The sequence below is a fragment of the Rhodococcus koreensis genome (assembly GCF_017068375.1).
Taxonomy (GTDB): domain Bacteria; phylum Actinomycetota; class Actinomycetes; order Mycobacteriales; family Mycobacteriaceae; genus Rhodococcus_F; species Rhodococcus_F koreensis.
The window spans coordinates 451,717-468,905 of the sequence record NZ_CP070611.1; the positions used below are offsets into that span (position 1 = coordinate 451,717).

Consider the following 17,189-nt stretch of genomic DNA (forward strand, 5'->3'; position numbering starts at 1 on the left):
GAAAGTCACATGGGTCAACAAATCCTGCACGTAGCTCTGGCCGACGACTGGGAGGGATGCCTGCGATTCGGCGAGTACGACGTCGCCACCCTGGTCACCCCGTTCGACGACACCGGATACATTCACGCAACCACCGCCGCCCGGCTACCTGCTGTGCTTGCCCACCCCTACGCCCACGTGAGGGCACCGCTGCTGCTGATCGTGCTCGACGAACAGGCACTGACCGACGCCGGAGTCGACGTCACCTGGCACACCACCGGCAGCGGGGACCGCGTCCCGCGCATCCACGCACCGTTCCCGATGGAACCGCCGATCGTCACCGCGACCATCCCGATCGAACACCGGGACAACCGATGGATCGCCCCCGAACTGTCGAACCCGACGGGGCACAACCATGCCTCGGCCGCGCTCTGACCGTGCCCACCACCGACCAGTCGACAAAACGCAGGCAGCGAGTGTGGATCGGCGGACCACTGCACGAGCAGCGGCAACCGAGGGTGTGTAGACGGCCGCCGGAAAACAAATGATTGCGCTACCGCAACGATTACGAGTGAGATGAAGAGGATTCGTTCGCGTACATCGTCTCTCCGGCAGAGGACCGCCTGACAGGAAGTAGCATCGCGTGATGGGTCCGCCACAGGTGCAGGACATGGACGTCGCCGCCCGCATAACCGAAACGGGTGCCGACGCGATTCCCTCTGCCACCGTGGCAGGCACCACCTCTCGGAGCGCGCGATGACCGGCCCCGAACCACCACCGCCACCGCGGATGCTGCTGTCATCGGCAATCCCATCGAATCCTCCGAGGTCGAACGGTGGGCGGTGTTCCGTCACTGGGCTATCCGCCACGGCTCACACCCACCCGCACCCTGACCGAGTCCGTGATCTGTGCGGTAGCCCCCACCCGGGTGTTGCACCATCATTGCCCCACCGAGGACGCCGTGCTGCTCCAGCAGGCCCGCGACCGTGGAATTCCTTGTGTCAGCGCGATCGACGCCCCACCGGATCGACGACCTGATCGCCGGCACCACCCCGCCCGGGCTGTTCGAACGTCTCCGTTCCGCACAGGGACCGCAATGATGCACCGCAACAGTGCAGGCTACGTTGATCCGGGTACCCGGTGGTCATGAGTATTACCGAATCCATCGACGTCGCCGTACCGGCGAGCGTCGCATACACCCAATGGACCGAGTTCGAATCCTTCCCCACCTTCATGGAGGGAGTCGAGTCCGTGGAGCGGGTGGACGACACCCATCTCGACTGGACGGTCAAGGTCGGGCTCACCAGCCGACGGTTCCGCGCCACCATCCTCGAACAACACCTCAACCAGCGTCTGTCCTGGCGATCGGAGACCGGACCCCGTCACTGCGGCATCATCACCTTCGCACCGCTCGACGACGACCACACCCGCATCACCGCCGAGATGGAGATCGATCCCGGCACTGTGACAGAGTTCGTCGCCGACCACGCCGGCGTACTCGACCACCGTGTCAAGGAGGACATGAAAAGATTCAAAGATGTCGTCGAAAAACGACCTCACACGACCCACTGACCAGCCCGACCCCGCCTTCCGTCGACACTGCACCACGTCGATCCGCGCCGGTGCCCGCCACGACACCACGAGCGTGCCGTGACCCCACCGCTCGGTGAAAACTGCTGTCTCACCGGGCAGCACTGCGAAAGCGATGTGACGTGGTAGGCCGCGTCCGCGGGAATGCTCCCGCCCCAGCGCGAACGGGACGGTCTCGGGGCGAAACACTCCAGCACATCCGTCGCGTCGCCCGGGAGCAATTCTCGGACCTCGCCAGCACCCACGACCACCTCCTGTCGATTGCGACAACCAGCACGCGGACAGGTCCACAGACCCCGGGGTGGCAGTTTCGCCGCCCCGGATGCCGGGTATGCGCGAAGCGCCAACAGGTTCCGTCGTCCCTACGAGGGAGTGATCGACATCAGAGCTCATTGCGACACCACGGCGTCCGCAGCCCGGGTGTGGTCGGTGCTATCCGACGGATGGATGTACCCGGTGTGGGTGGTCGGGGCGGCACGGATGCGGGCCGTCGAAAACAACTGGCCGGAAGTCGGCAGTCGTCTCCACCACTCGGTCGGGCTGTGGCCTGCGCTGCTGCACGACCACACCGAGGTCCTGTCGGCCGTTGAGGGGCGGGAACTGCGGTTGCTGGCCCGCGCCTTGCCGGCAGGCCAGGCGGAGGTGACACTGCTCCTCGAACCTCGCGGCACCGGTTGCCGCATCGAGATGTCCGAGATGGTCGCCCATCGACCCTTCAACCGGATACCGCGGGAGGTGCACGACACGCTTGTGTACCCACGCAACCGTGAATCTCTGCGGCGACTCAAATTCATCGCAGAGCAGAGCACACCGACGGGAACGTGATCCGCAGGCTTTCGGTGGGCGCGTGGGGGATGAAAAATACTCGCGCGTAAAGGACCTCGCCGGCCGCGGGAATGAAGTCGACGGCGCGCTACCGCGAGGACAGGAATTTCAACACTGATCCCAGATCACCTGCCCATTCGGCAGCAACCGGGCACCGGCGGCCGCATCATGGCCGCGAAGGCGCCCGCGAAGGCTGGGCGAAGATCTCTGCCCGATTGCTCTTGTTGACGAATGCGAACGGGCACGTCACTTCGAAGATGAGCACGGCGGAAGTCCAGAGAACTGGGCGAGGGAGGCGATCAACACACCCGCGATGGGGGCGCTGGTGGGCATCTCCCGGTAGGTGACCGTGTAGGTCATCGCCACGACGGTGAAGAGGCAGCCCACCAACCGCAGCCCTCGCGATGAGCACCTCGCGGGGGTCTTGGCGTTTCGGTGCGATGTTCCGCGTTGTGGTTCTCGGGCTTTGTTGTTGGCGACGAAGACGGGGGTCCGGTTTAGCTGAAGCGCGCCTCCTGTCGGGGTCACGGGGATTGCAGACACGTGTCATCGCGAGGTGGCGGCTGTGGGGTCGTACCGGGTTTGTTGGGTGCGGGTTAGCTCGCGGGAGAGGGGGTGGCTCCCGGGACGGGAACGGTGCGGTTGGATACCGATCCTGTGGGGTGCTGGGTGGGGGTGCGCGTGGCGACGAAGGTGAGCAGGTCGGCGCGTAGTTGTGGATCGAGTTGCCGGCCGGCGGGACTGTCGAGGATCTTGCCGAGCCGGGCGAGGTAGCAGGCGGGTGTCATGCCGAATTCGACGAGCAGGTCACCGGTGGTGCCGCCACCGTAGGGCAGCCAGCGCCGCGCGAATTCGATGATGCGTGTGTCTTCGATGATGGAACTGGTGCTCATGGGGTGGCGCTCCTGTCGGCTGTTGTGGTTGTGAGGCGGCGGTCGGTGGTGAGGTCGGGGTCGTGGTGTGCGACGAGAATGCGAAACTGCGGACTGAAGACGTTTCTCGTCCGTCCGTCTCGTCCCTCGTGGTGCGTTCATGTGAGTTCGAGGACGATACGTCCGCCGATCTTGCGTCGACGCAACTCGAAGATGGCGTTGATCCCCTCGGGCTTGCCGGTGTGCGTTGTGGGGGTGATTTTGCCGGGGGGGTTGCCGCGGGCGTAGCAGTCGAGCGTCTCCGTGTCCTGGCGGGTACCGACGCTCGACCCGCCGATGGTCAGGTCCTCGAGTGCGGTGTCGAACAGGGGCGCCGGGAAGTCCCCCAGGGGAGACCGTTGAGGTTTGGACTTTGCTTCACGCAGAGGGTCTCCCCCTGGGGTGCGGCACCCCCCGCGCTATAGGCACGTCGTCGACCGCAGCCACGCATTGCCGGCCCCCGCTGCTGCTGACCCTCTTCGAGATTGGTCGGTCTCGCTTTTTCGACGACCGTCCTGTGGCCCTCGTGGCCGGGATGTAGGCCGGAGAGGGTTGACCGGCCAGTCGCCATTCGCAGCATGAAGATCGGTGTGGCAGATTCCGCTGGTCTCGACCTTCACCAGGTCCTCGTTGCGGACCGGTGTCGGAATCCGAATTCGTGAATGGTCGCGGCCGTCATCGTGCCTGTCGTGTGAATCTTCCTGCTTGAAAAAGAACCACGGCTCAGTCTCAGGGGCGCTAAGGGGCCCGGGCTGTGTCCATCAGAAGAAGCCCTGAGCCTTCTGGGCGTAGCTGACCAGCAGGTTCTTCGTCTGCTGGTAGTGCTCGAGCATCATCAGGTGGTTCTCGCGGCCGATGCCGGACTGCTTGTAGCCACCGAACGCGGCGTGCGCGGGGTACTGGTGGTACGTGTTGGTCCACACGCGGCCGGCCTGGATGTCACGTCCGGCCCGGTAGGCGACGCCACCGTCCCGCGACCACACGCCGGCGCCGAGGCCGTACAGCGTGTCGTTGGCGATCTCGATGGCCTGGTCGTAGTCCTTGAACGACGTGACGGAGACGACCGGACCGAAGATCTCCTCCTGGAAGATCCGCATCTTGTTCTGACCGGTGAAGATCGTCGGCTGCACGTAGTAGCCGCCGGACAGATCGCCGCCGAGTTCGGCGCGCTCACCGCCGGTGACGACCTTGGCGCCTTCGCCCTTGCCGATCTCGATGTACGACAGGATCTTCTCGAGCTGATCGTTCGAGGCCTGCGCGCCGATCATCGTGTCGGTGTCGAGCGGGTCGCCCTGGCGGACGGCCTTGGTGCGGATGGCCGCCATCGCGAGGAACTCGTCGAAGATGTCCTCCTGGATCAGCGAACGCGACGGGCAGGTGCACACCTCGCCCTGGTTGAGGGCGAACATCGTGAAGCCCTCGAGCGCCTTGTCCTGGTAGTCGTCGTTGGAGGACAGAACGTCGGAGAAGAAGATGTTGGGGCTCTTGCCACCGAGTTCGAGGGTGACCGGGATCAGGTTCTGCGACGCGTACTGCATGATGAGCCGACCCGTGGTGGTCTCACCGGTGAAAGCGATCTTCCGGATCCGCGGGCTCGAGGCGAGCGGCTTGCCCGCCTCCACACCGAAGCCGTTGACGATGTTCACCACACCGGCGGGCAGCAGGTCGCCGATGACGGAGATCAGGTGCAGGATCGACGCCGGGGTCTGCTCGGCCGGCTTGAGAACGACCGCGTTGCCCGCGGCGAGTGCGGGAGCGAGCTTCCACACGGCCATGAGGATCGGGAAGTTCCAGGGGATGATCTGGCCGACGACGCCGAGCGGCTCGTGGAAGTGGTAGGCGACGGTGTCGGAGTCGATCTCCGACAGTGCGCCTTCCTGCGCCCGGATCGCGCCGGCGAAGTAGCGGAAGTGGTCGATGGCCAACGGAATGTCGGCGTTCAGGGTCTCGCGGATCGGCTTGCCGTTGTCCCAGGACTCGGCGAGCGCGATGGACTCGAGGTTCTCCTCGATGCGGTCCGCGATCTTGTTCAGGATGATGGCGCGCTCGGCCACCGACGTCTTACCCCAGGCCGGAGCCGCAGCGTGTGCGGCGTCGAGCGCAAGTTCGATGTCCTCGGACGTCGAACGCGCGACCTCACAGAACGGCTGCCCGGTGACGGGTGTCGGATTCTCGAAGTACTGGCCCTTGACGGGCGCAACCCACTGGCCGCCGATCCAGTTGTCGTAACGCGATTGGAAGGACATGACGGCGTCCGGCGAACCCGGGCGGGCATACACGGTCATCGATAACTCCTCAACGGTGTGCTTCTCATCCCCACATATGGATGTGATTCACAACACTACGAGCGGGAGGGTTGCGACAACGTTGCAACCTTGGTGGTGACCGTTTGTCCGCGCCGCACCGCCGTTTTGCGGTGGTAGGCGTCCGTGGAGTGGGCGAACATAGTCGACCGGATCGTCAGCGCGAACAGCCAGCGCCGCAATGTAGTTGTCGGAGGTTGGGTCGCGTACAGGCCCACCCTGAGTCAGCAACCAGGAATCGCGACGGCATGGGATCTGGAAGCCTGGCCGTCGATGCAGTTCGAAGGATTCAGCGGTGTCGGTGTCCTCGACGTCCACGACGGGGGACTGGGTGGCTTTCCGGCTGGCGGTGATCCGCTGCACGGGTTTCGAAACGTGGAGGAGTGACACCGATCCGGTGACTGCAGAACCCATTCGTCCGCCGAGGACTGCGCTGGCTTCCCGCCGTGAAACACCGGCCGCGGACCGGACTGACCGTCGACCATGATCGCCAAGGTTGGCGCCTCCGCGGCTCGCGCCGGACCGCCGCGTCGTCGTTGTTCTTCTCCCCTCACAGGAGGGTGGCTGGGACCGGACGCGGCGAAACGCACACCAAACGCGTGTGCCAGGACGGCCGGATGCTCATCGAATGCCGCGAGTACGCCCTGCCGGTGGCCGAACCGTACGGAACGTGGGACAGGATGTGCGAGAGCGAGCGCAGACGGCGCACCCGGCGTCGGCAATGAGGTGCACGGGGCCGGTGTTCCTGCCGGGGTTCCGGTGCGCTGACTTGCAATGCCGCGGCGGCCCTGAGCCGGCCATACAGCACGGCACGCGCCTCAGTGGGCAGCAGCGATGGTCAGCCGAGAATGACGGCGGCGCGGCGCATGCGGAGGGGGATACTCAGGGGAGCGGGGTTGAGTGGGTAGGAGGCCTGGTCGTGATGGGTGAGCTGGGTGCGAACGGCGCCGGGTCTGTATCGATGGAGACGGTCGCTGTCGCGCTGGACACCGTCACCGAGGCGTTGGATCAGTTGCGGTCGGCGACCGCCGCGGAGGAAACCCTCGAGGCGGTGCTGGGCCGGCTTGCCCGCACGACAGTGATCGCCCTGCTCGATGCCGACGCGGTCAGCGTGACACGGATCGACACCCCGGATCCGGTCACGATCGTGGCCACCGACGACACCGTGCTGGACATTGACGCGCAGCAGTACGCGGCAAACCGGGGACCGTGCCTCGCCGCCGCCCACCGCCGCGCACCGGTCCGCGCGGTGATCGGGGAACATACCGATCAGTGGCCCGAATTCGATACGGCCGCGAAGCTGGCGGGGATCCGCGCGTATCTGTCGGTCCCGGTGATCGTCGACGGCGACGGACCGGGGGAGTTGGTCGGGTCGTTCAACGTCTACAGCTACCGGGCGGAGGCGTTCGACCCGTTCGACGAGAAGCTGATGTGTCTGTTGACGACGGCGGCGTCGGCGGCGATCAGCAACAGCCGCCGCTGGCACAGCGCGGCGGCGAAGGTCGGCCAACTCGAGGCGGCGCTGGTTTCCAGAGCGGAGATCGACCAGGCCAAGGGCATGCTGATGGCGATGCACAACATCACCGCCGACGAGGCGTTCTTCCGGCTGGTGGAGATCTCGCAGCGGACCCGCACGAAACTGCACCGCGTCGCCCAGACGCTGATCGCCTCCCTTACCGCCCCCGATCCGTGACCGTCGCCCAGTGTGCTCGTGGGGTACGCATCGATTTCCTGAGGTCACGGTAATTCGGCGGGTAGCGTCAGGTGAGGACGACAGGATGTCGTGCGTCGGGTCCGTGTCGTGACATGAGCGCGTCTAGCTCGTGCAGTTTGCATCGTGTGGGCACCCTCGCTTCGCCTCATGATGCGAGGATGTGCAGGCCATGAGGAACATCATCACGACAGCTTGGGTGCCACATCGATCGACCACTTCGCGCACCGCCCCGGACACTCGGTATGGGGTCGGAAACGGTTGTTGACCGGATCTTTTCACTTCACGCGCTGGTCCGCAGGCGCTACTGCAGAGCAACGGATTTCGCGGCGATGGGTCTCGAAACGATAGTCGGCCGTGACCGACCCGGGGGCGACACGCCCCCGTAATGCAAGCAACCAAGTGTCGACTTCTCGACCGTCAGGGGTGTCGGTGTCCCGCCGTCGGGTTCATGGTCGGATGGCAACCTTTGTCGTGTGGTTCAACGCAGGGTATTGCGGGTAATGCGGTGGCATGCACATTCGACGTGTAAGCCTGATCGCCGGCGTTTCCCTGGCCGCTCTCGTCGCCGCCGCTGGGTGCGGCGACGGCGATTCGTCGTCGGAGGTGTCGGCGACCGTGCAGACGCCCCCCACCTCTGCCGAGACGACGACCGCCCCGCCGCTGCCTGGGGGGCGGGGAGCCTTCGAGCTGCCGGGGGAGGTTGGCGGCGAGGACAACGCCTTCACCTACGACCAAGCCGCCGTTCCGGTGGGTTCGTCCGTGAACATCGAATCCGAGGGAAAGGACGGCCGCACCACCGTCACGTTCAACGCGACCGGCCTCGCCCCCAACCGCGACTTCGGGGTGCACGCGCACACGCGGCCGTGCGGGCCACAACCATCGGATTCCGGGCCGCACTATCAGAACACTGCCGACCCCGCGGCCACCCCGGAGAAGCCGTCCTCGGACCCGGCCTACGCGAACCCACAGAACGAGATCTGGCTCGACGTCACCACCGACGCGAACGGCAACGCCCAGTCTTCGACGACCGTCGACTGGGAGTTCCGTGACGGCGAGGCCAACTCCGTCGTGCTGCACGCACAGCGCACCATGACCGGGCCCGGCCAGGCCGGCATGGCCGGTGATCGCCTGGCCTGCATCGACGAGAACTTCTGATGCCGGTATGTCACGGTAGGTGATGGTCGCCGGCATCCAGGTCGTGTCGGTCCGGCGCCGCGATCGTGAGCACGGCATCCACGATGTGCTGATTGCGTTCGAGTTCGCGTTCGAGTTTGCGCAGGGTCCGGGCGACCTGTGATTCCGCGTGATCACCGACCAGGTCGACGCTGGCGACGAGGAAGATCTGTTTCGGGCCGGTGTACTCGAGCCGCACGAAGAGGACCGTGGCCACGTCGGGAAGTTCGGCGATTCGTGCGACGGCGGCGTCGCGCAATTCGCTCGAACCCGGCTCCCCGGTGAGGAATCGACGGTTCCGGTCGACCAGCACGACCGCGACCGCGCCGAGCAGCACCCCCACGAGGATCGACCCGATCGCATCCCAGACGGCGGCACCAGTGATCTGGTGCAGCCCGACTCCGGCGGCAGCGATGACGATGCCGACGAGCGCTGCGCTGTCCTCGGCGAACACCGCCCGCACCGTCGGATCCGAGGTTTCGAGGGCGTAGTCGAAGAGGTCGCGGTCGTAGCTGCGGGCCTCCCCGCGCAGCTGCCGGATGGCCCGCAGCAGCGACGTTCCCTCCAGGACGAACGCGACGGCGAGCACGATGTAGGCGATCAGGTAGTCCTCGCCGCTGTCGGGCTGGTGGAGCAGTTCGGTCAGTCCGTGCCACACCGACACCGTTCCCCCGACGACGAACAGCCCCACCGCCGCCAGCAGTGACCAGACGTACGCCTCACGGCCGTAGCCGAGAGGCCGTTCTTCGTCGGACGCGCGTGCGCTTCTGCGGTTGGCGATGAGCAGGAACACTTGATTTCCGGCGTCGGCCCAGGAATGGGCTGCTTCGGCGACCATGGACGCGGAGCCGGTCATCATCGCCGCCACCGATTTGGCGATTGCCACCCCGAGATTGGCGCCGAACGCGATGATCACCGTGCGCGCGCTGTCACCACCGGGGTTCTCCTCGACCGCCAGTGGTCCCAGATCAGGCGCTTTCGTCACCTATCGAGTCTCACACGGGAACGTGCCGTCGGCACCGGCAGAACGTTCGGCTATTCGATCCGGACCTCGTCGGGTGGCTTGTCCGGTCGCAGTCCTCGCCAGGCGGGGTGCCGGACCAGTCCCGCGGTCGTCCATTCGGTGAACGAGATTTCGCCGACGAGGCGCGGTGTCACCCACACCGCGTCCTTGCGTTCGGCGGGTTTGAGTTCGGCGGAGAAGGGGCTGGTTTTGCGGGAGAGGCGTTGCAGTTTCCCGCTCAGGGTTTCGAGCATCGGTTGGGTGAATCCGGTGCCGACCCGGCCGATGTAGCGCAGTCCGTTCTCGTCGGGGACACCCAGGAGTAGTGAGCCGAGGGTGTCGGCGCGGGAGCCTTTCCCGGGCCGGTAGCCGCCGATGATCACTTCCTGGGTGCGCTGGTTCTTGACCTTGATCCAGGCTCGTCCGCGTTGGCCGGGTAGGTAGGGGGAGTCGTTGCGTTTGGCGACGATTCCCTCCCAGCCTTGTCGGTGGCTTTCGTTCAGGGCGTGTTGTGCGTCGCCGCTCAGGCGGGCGGGGACGGTGATGCCGTCGCAGGACGTGGCCAGCTCGTCCAGAATGTGGCGTCGGTCGACGTACTTTTTCGTCAGCAATGATGTTCCGTCGAGGAACAGGATGTCGAAGAGGAAGAATTCGGCGGGGTACTTCTTCGCCGCGCGTTCGATGTCGGCTTTTCGCGTCAGGCCGAGGCGATTCTGTAGTGCGGCGAAACTGGTGACGTCGTCGGCGTCGAGGGTGACGATCTCACCGTCGAGGACGGCTTTGTGTTCTCCGAGCGCCGGGCCGATCCAGGCGAGGTCGGGGTACGTGGACGTCAGGTCCCGGCCGGAACGACTGTGGAGGCGGAGCTTTCCGTCGCGCACTTCGCCGACGGCGCGTACGCCATCCCATTTACCCTCGAAGGACCACTCGTCTTCGGGCATGGACGTGAGGTCCTCGGTGGTTCCCAGCGTGGCGAGCATCGGCTTCAGGTCCCGGGGCAGCGGGGTGCTCTCCGACGCCGGCTGCGATGCGCTTCCGCCGTTGCTCGAGGGAACCGGGCGTTCGTTGGCCTTCTTGATCTTATGCAAGAGCCATTGGTTGGCCTTGGTGTGGATCAGGGCGTACTGCCCGCGGATTCGGTCGCCGTGGAGTTCGAATACGATTTTGTCGGCTTCCCATTTGATGGGTTGGTAATTGCCGGCGTCGAAGATCTCGACGCGGCCGCCGCCGTACTGGTCGTCGGGGATGGTGCCGGAAAACGTCCGGTAGTCGAGGGGGTGGTCCTCGGTCTGCACGGCGAGGCGATTGGGTCCCGGTCTGACGGGTACACCCTTCGGTACCGCCCAGGAGACGAGAACGCCGTCGTGTTCGAGTCGGAAGTCCCAGTGCAGGGTGGTGGCGTGATGTTCCTGGATGACGAAGCTCAATTCGCCGTCGGGAGTCGATTCGTCGGGCGTCGACGTGTCGGTGTCGGGGGCGGTGTCGGGTATCGGTTCGGGTGTCTTGCCGCGGCGTCGTTTGGATCGGTAGGTGCGGAGCGAGTTCAGCGAGGTCGACAGCAGGTCGCCGCCCTGTCGGTACCGTTCGAGCACTTCGTCGAAACGCAGGTGGCGCAGTCCCTCGTCTTCGAGTTCGGTCCACTCCCGGGGCGCCGCGACCGTCGGTTCGGCGCGCCCGCGCAGCGAGTACGGTGCCACCGTCGTCTTGGCTGGGTTGTTCTGACTCCAGTCGACGAATACCTTGCCCGCGCGTTCTGTCTTTGCCATGGTGGCCGTCACCAGGTCGGGCCAGTCCTTCGCGAGTTGCTTCGCGATCTTCCGGGCGAACTGTGAGGGATCAGTGTCGAGTTCCGTCTTCAGCTCGGCGTACACGTGGATGCCCTTGCTGCCGCTGGTGACCGGATACGACGACAACCCCGCCGCCGTCAGTTGCTCCTTCACCGCCAGTGCGACGCGGGCGCAGTCGCCCAGTTCGACGCCGTCGCCGGGATCGAGATCGAACACCAGCCGGGTGATGGGCCCCGGCTTGCCGTCGACGACGGTCCATTGCGGTACGTGTAGCTCCAGTGCGGCGAGTTGTCCCATCAGGACCAGACCGGCGGGCGAGTCGATCAGGGGATACTCGACGGTGCGATCCTTGTGCCGAACAGACAGGCGCGGAACCCACTTCGGCATCGATGCCGGCGCCTGCCGTTCGAAGAAGAAGTTCGAGTCGACGCCGTCCGGCCACCGTTTCCTCGTCACGGGACGTTGCGCGAGGTGAGGCACCATCGCCGGTGCGATGTCCCTCAAATACTCGATCACCTCACCCTTGGTGGTACCGGTGTCCGGATACAGCACCTTGTCGAGGTGCGTCAGGTTCAGTCGGTGTCCGTCGATCGTGATCGTCGGCAAAGGGTCTTCCTCCCAGTTCGTCCTCGTGATCGACCTGCGGCGGACGGCGGACGGCGGACGGCGGACGGCGACCGCGGCCCTGGCTGCCGAATACCCACCGACGTGGCCGGTAATCGGATCCGTTCTGTGCCCCGGGGCGCGTCGCACCCGAAGGCGTCGGCTCCTTACGGGCGGCGGGAACGAAGGTCGAGGGGCGGAAAGTCGGATCGGGTACCTCATAGTGATGAGCAGACCAATCCGGCATCGGCCTCCACCACCGGAACTCTTCCCCGCCATAAAGGCCCGCTGCGCTTGGTCGTCGCCGAAGCACTCACCTGCGGCACCCCCGTGGTCGCGTTCGCGCGGGGCGGGATCCCGGAGGTGCTCACCCCGGACTGCGGCCGGCTGGTCCCACCCGATGAACTCGACGCCTTGATGCGAGCAATCCCGAGACCGTGGGACTGTCCCGTACGGCGGCCCGCGCCCGGGCAGAACAGCATTGTTCCGACCGTGTCATGGTCGACGCCTACATCGACGTCTACCGGCGACTGACCCGGGCGCACCGCAACGGGCAGGCGTCGCGAGAACCCCAGGACGGTGCTGTGGTGTGATCGGTGACGACACCGTCCTCTCGCGCAGGGACACCAACCCGGGCGAGGACCACCTGGTCAGGCTCTGTCAGTGCGTTGCGTTCTGACGCAGAGGGTTTCGCCGTCGTCATCCCGTCGGGGATGACCACGGTCTGCCTTCGTTGAATCCGACGGCAGACGGCAACCTGGGTACGCCTATGACATGGTGTGTGCGTCGGACGGGATCGGACCTACGGTGCCGAATCTCACGGTTCGAACAGACGCGGTCGGCCGAGATGGTCGTCGGGGTTCCCCTGCAGCTGGTGGAGGAACTTATCGCGCGAGGTTGCAGCATCTCGTGGTCTTTCCACTTTGATCTCAGGTACTGGACGTGTCCTCCCCGCGGACGCCGCGTCCGGAGCGCCGCTGCAGTTCGTCGATCAACTTCGATGCCGTCACCTTCGTCAGGTTGTCGGGGACCGTCTCGCCCAGCTCCTGCGCCAGGGTGTGGAGGTAGGAACGCTGGGGTCCCGTCATCGGTTCGTCACCGGTGATCCAGTCGTCTGGATCCTTTTCCGGTGTGGGGGAGACGTCGTGCTCGGGACCGATATCCGCCATGTTTGTGTCCTTTCGTTCGGCTGAAGAACTCGACGGCACGATTGCCCGCCCGGCACCCGCAGGAAACCGCGTGCTGGGGCCGGTCGATTCCCACGAGTGGCCCGAATGATGGTGCCCGTGCGGTTCGGCGAAGAGCATCCACAAACGCTCAGTGCGCTGAATCCATGGTCGCCAAAGGTTGTGGGCGCCGACGTGCCGCCGTTGCGGTACAGCTCGCCGAGCTTTGCGAAATACCCGGGCAGTCATGTTCAGGCCCGCGAAAGCGACCTCCATGCCGGCCGAGTCGACCAACCAGTGCCCAGGTGAGGTCATGCCGAGCGGTTCGTACAGCTTTTCCTGCATGTAATCAGTGATCGAGCGGTTCGGCGGTGGCGAGTTGCACTCATGCGCTGTCGGGTCGTGAGAGGTTGGAACGATGAGGCCCGCCGTGCGCATCCCGGATTCGGTGCTCGACGACGTCCGCGGCAGTGCTCGTTCCCCGGCCGTCGCGCGGCTCCGGCGGGGCGCGGTGACGGTGCTCGCGGTGATCGTGGCGCTCGGCGCGGTGGGACTGCTCGGTGTTCGCAGCGCGACCGTGTACACCGCCGGCGGCGGCTACGAGCTCACCCTCACCTATCCCCGGTTCGCGCGCGCCGGCCTGGACGTGCCGTGGGATCTCACGGTCCGCAAGGCCGGTGGATTCACCGAGCCGGTGGTCATCGTCGTCGAATCCGAGTACTTCGACATGTTCGAGACCCAGGGCTGGACACCGGAGCCGTCTGCCGAGACCAGCGACGCATCGCGCACCTATATGACCGTCGATCCGCCGCCCGGCGACACCCTCACTCTCGGATTCGACGCCTACATTCAGCCGTCCAGCCAGCTCGGCGCGCCGGGCGCGGTATCGATCTCGGAGAGGGGAGTCGACGTGGTCACCTTGGAGTTCACCACCTGGTTGGTGCCCTGATGGAGATCGTGATCCGGGCGGCGGTCCTGTTCCTGTTCCTGTGGGCGATCACGCGGATCGTCGGTCGGTCGACCGTCGGCGAGCTGAGCACCTTCCAGCTGGTGCTCTACATCGTCATGGGTGACCTCGTGCAGCAGGGGGTGACCCAGCAGGACTACTCGGTGACCTCCGCTCTCCTCGCGGTCGGGGTGTTTTCCCTGCTCACCCTCGCGTTGGCCTGGGCGAACGCCCGGTTCCCCCGCGTTCGTGGCATCACGCACGGTATTCCCGTCATCATCGTGCGGGACGGTGTACCCGACCTGAACCGGTTGTCCACCGAGCGGATGTCACTCGACGACCTGATGGCCGATGCCCGGCAGAAGGGTATCCGCCGGTTCGACGAGATCGAGCTCGCCGTGCTCGAGACCAACGGCCGGGTGTCGTTTTTCACCCGCACCGACGACGCGAGCGAGGGCGCTCCGGAACAACCCGGCATCACCTGAGACTGAGGAGGTGCGCCTCTGTGGAGGCGGATTGTCCTTCCCAGGTCCAGGCGGCGGGTTCGGGGCGGGTGCTGGGGGCGGGATACCTGATCGGGGGATCGTCAGGGGTCGGGTCGATGTGGCACGTCAGGTTCTCCGTCTCGACGGTCGGGGCGTGGTCCTTGATCGACGCGATCCCGTTTTGCACCGCCGTGAGTGGGGTGGGCCAGGTCCACGAAGCCGCGGACGACCGACGGTGCGGCAACGGTTTCGACGAGGGCATCGGTGGTTCATGATCGGATCATGTCCATCGACACCGTGACTGTGGGGGCGGGCGCCACTGTCGGCCCGCGCTGTGTCGGGCTGGCGGCCGTGGGAATCGGTGCCGGCGCGACGGTCGGGCAGGGGCCGCTCGTCATGCGCGGCGACACCGTCCCGGCGTCGCCGCGGTGGCAGGGCAATCCGATCGCTGCGTGGGCGGCGACGTGAGGTTCGGCAAACACGTCGACGAGCCCGTCGACCCCTACCTTCCGCGGAACGGCAACCGCGGCTACCGGGTGTCGCGGTACGAGTTGGACCTGACGTACCAGGTGCACAGCAACCGGCTGACGGGCAAGGCGACGATCACCGCGGTGACCACCGAGAGCAGATCCCGGTATGCATTCGATCTGGCACAGAACCTGCACGTGACGAAGGTGACTGCGGGGGCCGGCCGGGGTACCACTTGGCGGCATCATGGCGGCAAGCTCGTCGTCACCCCCGCGCAGAGGATCCCGGCGGGCGGCGCACTCGTCGTCACTGTCGAGTACGCCGGCTCACCCAAGCCGATCCGCAGCATCTGGGGCGAGGTCGGATGGGAGGAGCTGTCGGAGGGGGTGATCGTCGCCGGTCAGCCCAACGGTGCCCCGTCGTGGTTCCCCTGCGACGACCACCCCGGTTCGAAGGCGACCTACCGCATCGCGATCACCACCGATCCGCCGTATCATGCGGTGGCCAACGGCGCGCTGGTCCGTAAGCGGACCCGCGCCAGCCGGACCACGTGGGTGTACGAGCAGTCCGAGCCGATGGCGAGCTACCTCGCCACCATCCAGATCGGGCCGTACGAGCACCGGAAGGTCCCTTCCGGACGCGTCCCCATGTTCGCGGTGCACCCGCCGCGGCTGCGTTCATCCTTCGACATCGACTTCGGCCGCCAGCGGCGGATGATGGAGGTGTTCGGCAAGCTCTTCGGCCCGTACCCGTTCGCCGACTACACCGTCGTCGTCACCGACGACGACCTCGAGATTCCGATCGAGGCGCAGGGGCTCTCCATTTTCGGGGCCAATCATTGCACCGGACGGCGTGTGGGCGAACGCCTCATCGCGCACGAACTGGCCCATCAGTGGTTCGGCAACAGCCTCACGATCCGGCAGTGGCGCGACATCTGGCTCCACGAGGGCTTCGCCTGCTATGCGGAGTGGCTCTGGTCGGAGAACTCCGGCGGGCAGTCCGCGCACCAGCTGGCGGTCTCGGCGTACCAGGGCCTCGCCCGCAAACCGCGTGACCTCATTGTCGGCGATCCCGGACCGTATCTGATGTTCGACGACCGCATCTACAAACGCGGTGCCCTCGCGCTACACGTGCTGCGGTCCCGGCTCGGTGACGACAACTTCTTCGCGCTGCTGCGGTGCTGGACGCAAACCCATCGGCATTCCTCGGTGACCGCCGAGCAGTTCACGCAAATGGCGGCCCACTACACCGACACGCCCTTGCGCCGGCTGTGGGAGACCTGGCTGGGCGAAAAGGAACTGCCCCCGCTCTGATCGGCGTCGGGGGGAGCTCCGTCGGCGGTCGGTTCCATCGTCGAATGGCCGGTTGCGAAGCCGGTTTCGGCCTCACTCGTGTGACTGTCTGCAACTCTACGTCCCAGCCATGTGGGTGAAATATATTGCAGTTGAGCACTTTTGGGACATCTGATCTCCGGAGTGTGAATTTTACGACACGCGTTGGGGGTGGACGTGGCGTCGACGGTGTGTGATGACAACGATGACGGTTGCGTTGGGGCAGACGCGGGCAGTGGGTGAGGATCCGGCACAGCCGGTTTCGCGGTTGCGGATCGAGCAGGCTCGGCAGGCGTAGAGGTCGGTGGAGGAGACCGCTGAGGAGTCACTGAGACGTTGCGGGTTCTGCTGGGGGTGCCGGTGTCGGGTCGGCAGTGGTCGGAGTTTCCGGAGGCCCGGTACCGTGCCGGAGGAGGTTGGCCGCTCGCGCACGATCGCTGCCCGGGTGCATGAGGTGTTGGGGGAGGTGAATTCGTCTGCCTTCTCGGGATCACCCGCAGCCGAGGATTTCCCGCCCCACCGTGCGCTGTCGGAACGCCGGATGAAAGACGATCCGGGATGCGTCGAGCTCGGCTCGAACCCCCCAATTCCCGGACCGATGGATGGGTCGTGCATTGCCGTCCAGTTTCAGACGTCCGGTTCCTGGATCATCGCTGGCCAATCGATGTGTGGTCTTCGGCGGCACGCAGTAAGAGTCGGTCTCGAGGTCGAGGATCTCGATGCTCAGTGAGTTCGCTGCGGTCGGTTGCGGGCAGGGCGTATCGCTCAGATCCCCGGTAAAATGGCCTGCCGGGCCGCGCTCGAGAAAAGGTTTTGCGGGTCACCAGTCGTCCTGGCGCCGAGCTCGTGATCACTGAACTCACTCGGCTCGGCGCCCCCGAGCATTCTGATCGAGCTGTCCAAGA

Annotated in this window: 16 protein-coding genes and 3 pseudogenes; 13 read left to right on the plus strand and 6 right to left on the minus strand. The window is 65.8% G+C overall.

What is annotated here, in order from left to right:
• Window positions 1–9 precede the first annotated feature (9 nt).
• The 3 genes from JWS14_RS48690 (at window position 10) to JWS14_RS48700 (ending at window position 2,394) form a co-directional block, all read left to right on the plus strand.
• The gene (locus tag JWS14_RS48690) at window positions 10–414 is read left to right on the plus strand and encodes a DUF952 domain-containing protein (RefSeq protein ID WP_206017279.1); all 405 of its coding nucleotides are present in this window, start codon (window positions 10–12) and stop codon (window positions 412–414) included.
• A 711-nt stretch (window positions 415–1,125) separates the two neighbouring features.
• Window positions 1,126–1,551, plus strand: a complete 426-nt coding sequence (locus JWS14_RS48695; RefSeq protein ID WP_206017280.1) for an SRPBCC family protein — start codon at window positions 1,126–1,128, stop codon at window positions 1,549–1,551.
• Window positions 1,552–1,941: 390 nt separating this feature from the next.
• Window positions 1,942–2,394 (plus strand): SRPBCC family protein, encoded by a 453-nt coding sequence (locus JWS14_RS48700; protein WP_241031932.1) that lies wholly within the window; start codon window positions 1,942–1,944, stop codon window positions 2,392–2,394.
• Between the two features lie 596 nt (window positions 2,395–2,990).
• Here JWS14_RS48700 and JWS14_RS48705 read toward each other — a convergent pair.
• The 3 genes and pseudogenes from JWS14_RS48705 to adh all read right to left on the minus strand — a co-directional run bounded on the left by JWS14_RS48705 (window position 2,991) and on the right by adh (window position 5,590).
• Complete coding sequence (locus JWS14_RS48705) at window positions 2,991–3,287, minus strand: DUF3263 domain-containing protein (protein ID WP_206017282.1); 297 nt, start codon at window positions 3,285–3,287, stop codon at window positions 2,991–2,993.
• Between the two features lie 523 nt (window positions 3,288–3,810).
• Window positions 3,811–3,961: pseudogene (locus JWS14_RS52170) on the minus strand (alcohol dehydrogenase catalytic domain-containing protein); the annotation flags it as partial.
• 105 nt (window positions 3,962–4,066) lie between these two features.
• Window positions 4,067–5,590: an aldehyde dehydrogenase gene (gene adh / locus JWS14_RS48710; protein WP_005239499.1), complete on the minus strand. Its 1,524-nt coding sequence runs from the start codon at window positions 5,588–5,590 to the stop codon at window positions 4,067–4,069.
• Window positions 5,591–5,734: 144 nt separating this feature from the next.
• Here adh and JWS14_RS48715 point away from each other — a divergent pair, with 144 nt between their 5' ends.
• The 4 genes from JWS14_RS48715 to JWS14_RS48730 all read left to right on the plus strand — a co-directional run bounded on the left by JWS14_RS48715 (window position 5,735) and on the right by JWS14_RS48730 (window position 8,477).
• A complete protein-coding gene (locus tag JWS14_RS48715; protein WP_206017283.1) occupies window positions 5,735–5,995 on the plus strand; it encodes a hypothetical protein in 261 nt (86 codons plus the stop codon).
• Between the two features lie 59 nt (window positions 5,996–6,054).
• Complete coding sequence (locus tag JWS14_RS48720; protein ID WP_241031933.1) at window positions 6,055–6,333, plus strand: WhiB family transcriptional regulator; 279 nt, start codon at window positions 6,055–6,057, stop codon at window positions 6,331–6,333.
• Between the two features lie 197 nt (window positions 6,334–6,530).
• Complete coding sequence (locus tag JWS14_RS48725; protein ID WP_206017284.1) at window positions 6,531–7,301, plus strand: ANTAR domain-containing response regulator; 771 nt, start codon at window positions 6,531–6,533, stop codon at window positions 7,299–7,301.
• Between the two features lie 531 nt (window positions 7,302–7,832).
• Window positions 7,833–8,477 (plus strand): superoxide dismutase family protein, encoded by a 645-nt coding sequence (locus JWS14_RS48730; protein ID WP_206017285.1) that lies wholly within the window; start codon window positions 7,833–7,835, stop codon window positions 8,475–8,477.
• A gap of 10 nt (window positions 8,478–8,487) precedes the next feature.
• Here JWS14_RS48730 and JWS14_RS48735 read toward each other — a convergent pair whose 3' ends face one another.
• Complete coding sequence (locus JWS14_RS48735) at window positions 8,488–9,480, minus strand: cation diffusion facilitator family transporter (RefSeq protein WP_241031934.1); 993 nt, start codon at window positions 9,478–9,480, stop codon at window positions 8,488–8,490.
• Window positions 9,481–9,530: 50 nt separating this feature from the next.
• Window positions 9,531–11,891, minus strand: a complete 2,361-nt coding sequence (locus tag JWS14_RS48740) for an ATP-dependent DNA ligase (protein WP_206017346.1) — start codon at window positions 11,889–11,891, stop codon at window positions 9,531–9,533.
• Between the two features lie 126 nt (window positions 11,892–12,017).
• On the opposite strand from JWS14_RS48740, the pseudogene JWS14_RS52175 reads away from it, so the two are divergent.
• Window positions 12,018–12,260 (plus strand): annotated as a pseudogene (locus tag JWS14_RS52175) (hypothetical protein); the annotation flags it as partial.
• 65 nt (window positions 12,261–12,325) lie between these two features.
• Window positions 12,326–12,481: a hypothetical protein gene (locus tag JWS14_RS52180; protein WP_420855189.1), complete on the plus strand. Its 156-nt coding sequence runs from the start codon at window positions 12,326–12,328 to the stop codon at window positions 12,479–12,481.
• Between the two features lie 336 nt (window positions 12,482–12,817).
• Here JWS14_RS52180 and JWS14_RS48750 read toward each other — a convergent pair whose 3' ends face one another.
• Window positions 12,818–13,057 carry a DUF3072 domain-containing protein gene (locus JWS14_RS48750; RefSeq protein ID WP_206017286.1) on the minus strand — a complete coding sequence of 80 codons (240 nt, stop codon included), beginning with the start codon at window positions 13,055–13,057 and terminating at the stop codon, window positions 12,818–12,820.
• A 415-nt stretch (window positions 13,058–13,472) separates the two neighbouring features.
• On the opposite strand from JWS14_RS48750, the gene JWS14_RS48755 reads away from it, so the two are divergent.
• The 4 genes and pseudogenes from JWS14_RS48755 to JWS14_RS48770 all read left to right on the plus strand — a co-directional run bounded on the left by JWS14_RS48755 (window position 13,473) and on the right by JWS14_RS48770 (window position 16,266).
• Entirely contained in the window at window positions 13,473–14,003 is a 531-nt protein-coding gene (locus JWS14_RS48755) for a hypothetical protein (protein ID WP_206017287.1), read from the plus strand.
• Window positions 14,003–14,485 carry a DUF421 domain-containing protein gene (locus tag JWS14_RS48760; protein ID WP_206017288.1) on the plus strand — a complete coding sequence of 161 codons (483 nt, stop codon included), beginning with the start codon at window positions 14,003–14,005 and terminating at the stop codon, window positions 14,483–14,485. Before JWS14_RS48755 ends, JWS14_RS48760 begins: the two co-directional genes overlap by 1 nt.
• Before the next feature lie 267 nt (window positions 14,486–14,752).
• Window positions 14,753–14,953: pseudogene (locus tag JWS14_RS48765) on the plus strand (hypothetical protein); the annotation flags it as partial.
• Window positions 14,938–16,266: a M1 family metallopeptidase gene (locus tag JWS14_RS48770; RefSeq protein WP_241031935.1), complete on the plus strand. Its 1,329-nt coding sequence runs from the start codon at window positions 14,938–14,940 to the stop codon at window positions 16,264–16,266. The pseudogene JWS14_RS48765 and the gene JWS14_RS48770, both read left to right, overlap by 16 nt.
• The last annotated feature ends 923 nt before the right edge of the window (window positions 16,267–17,189 follow it).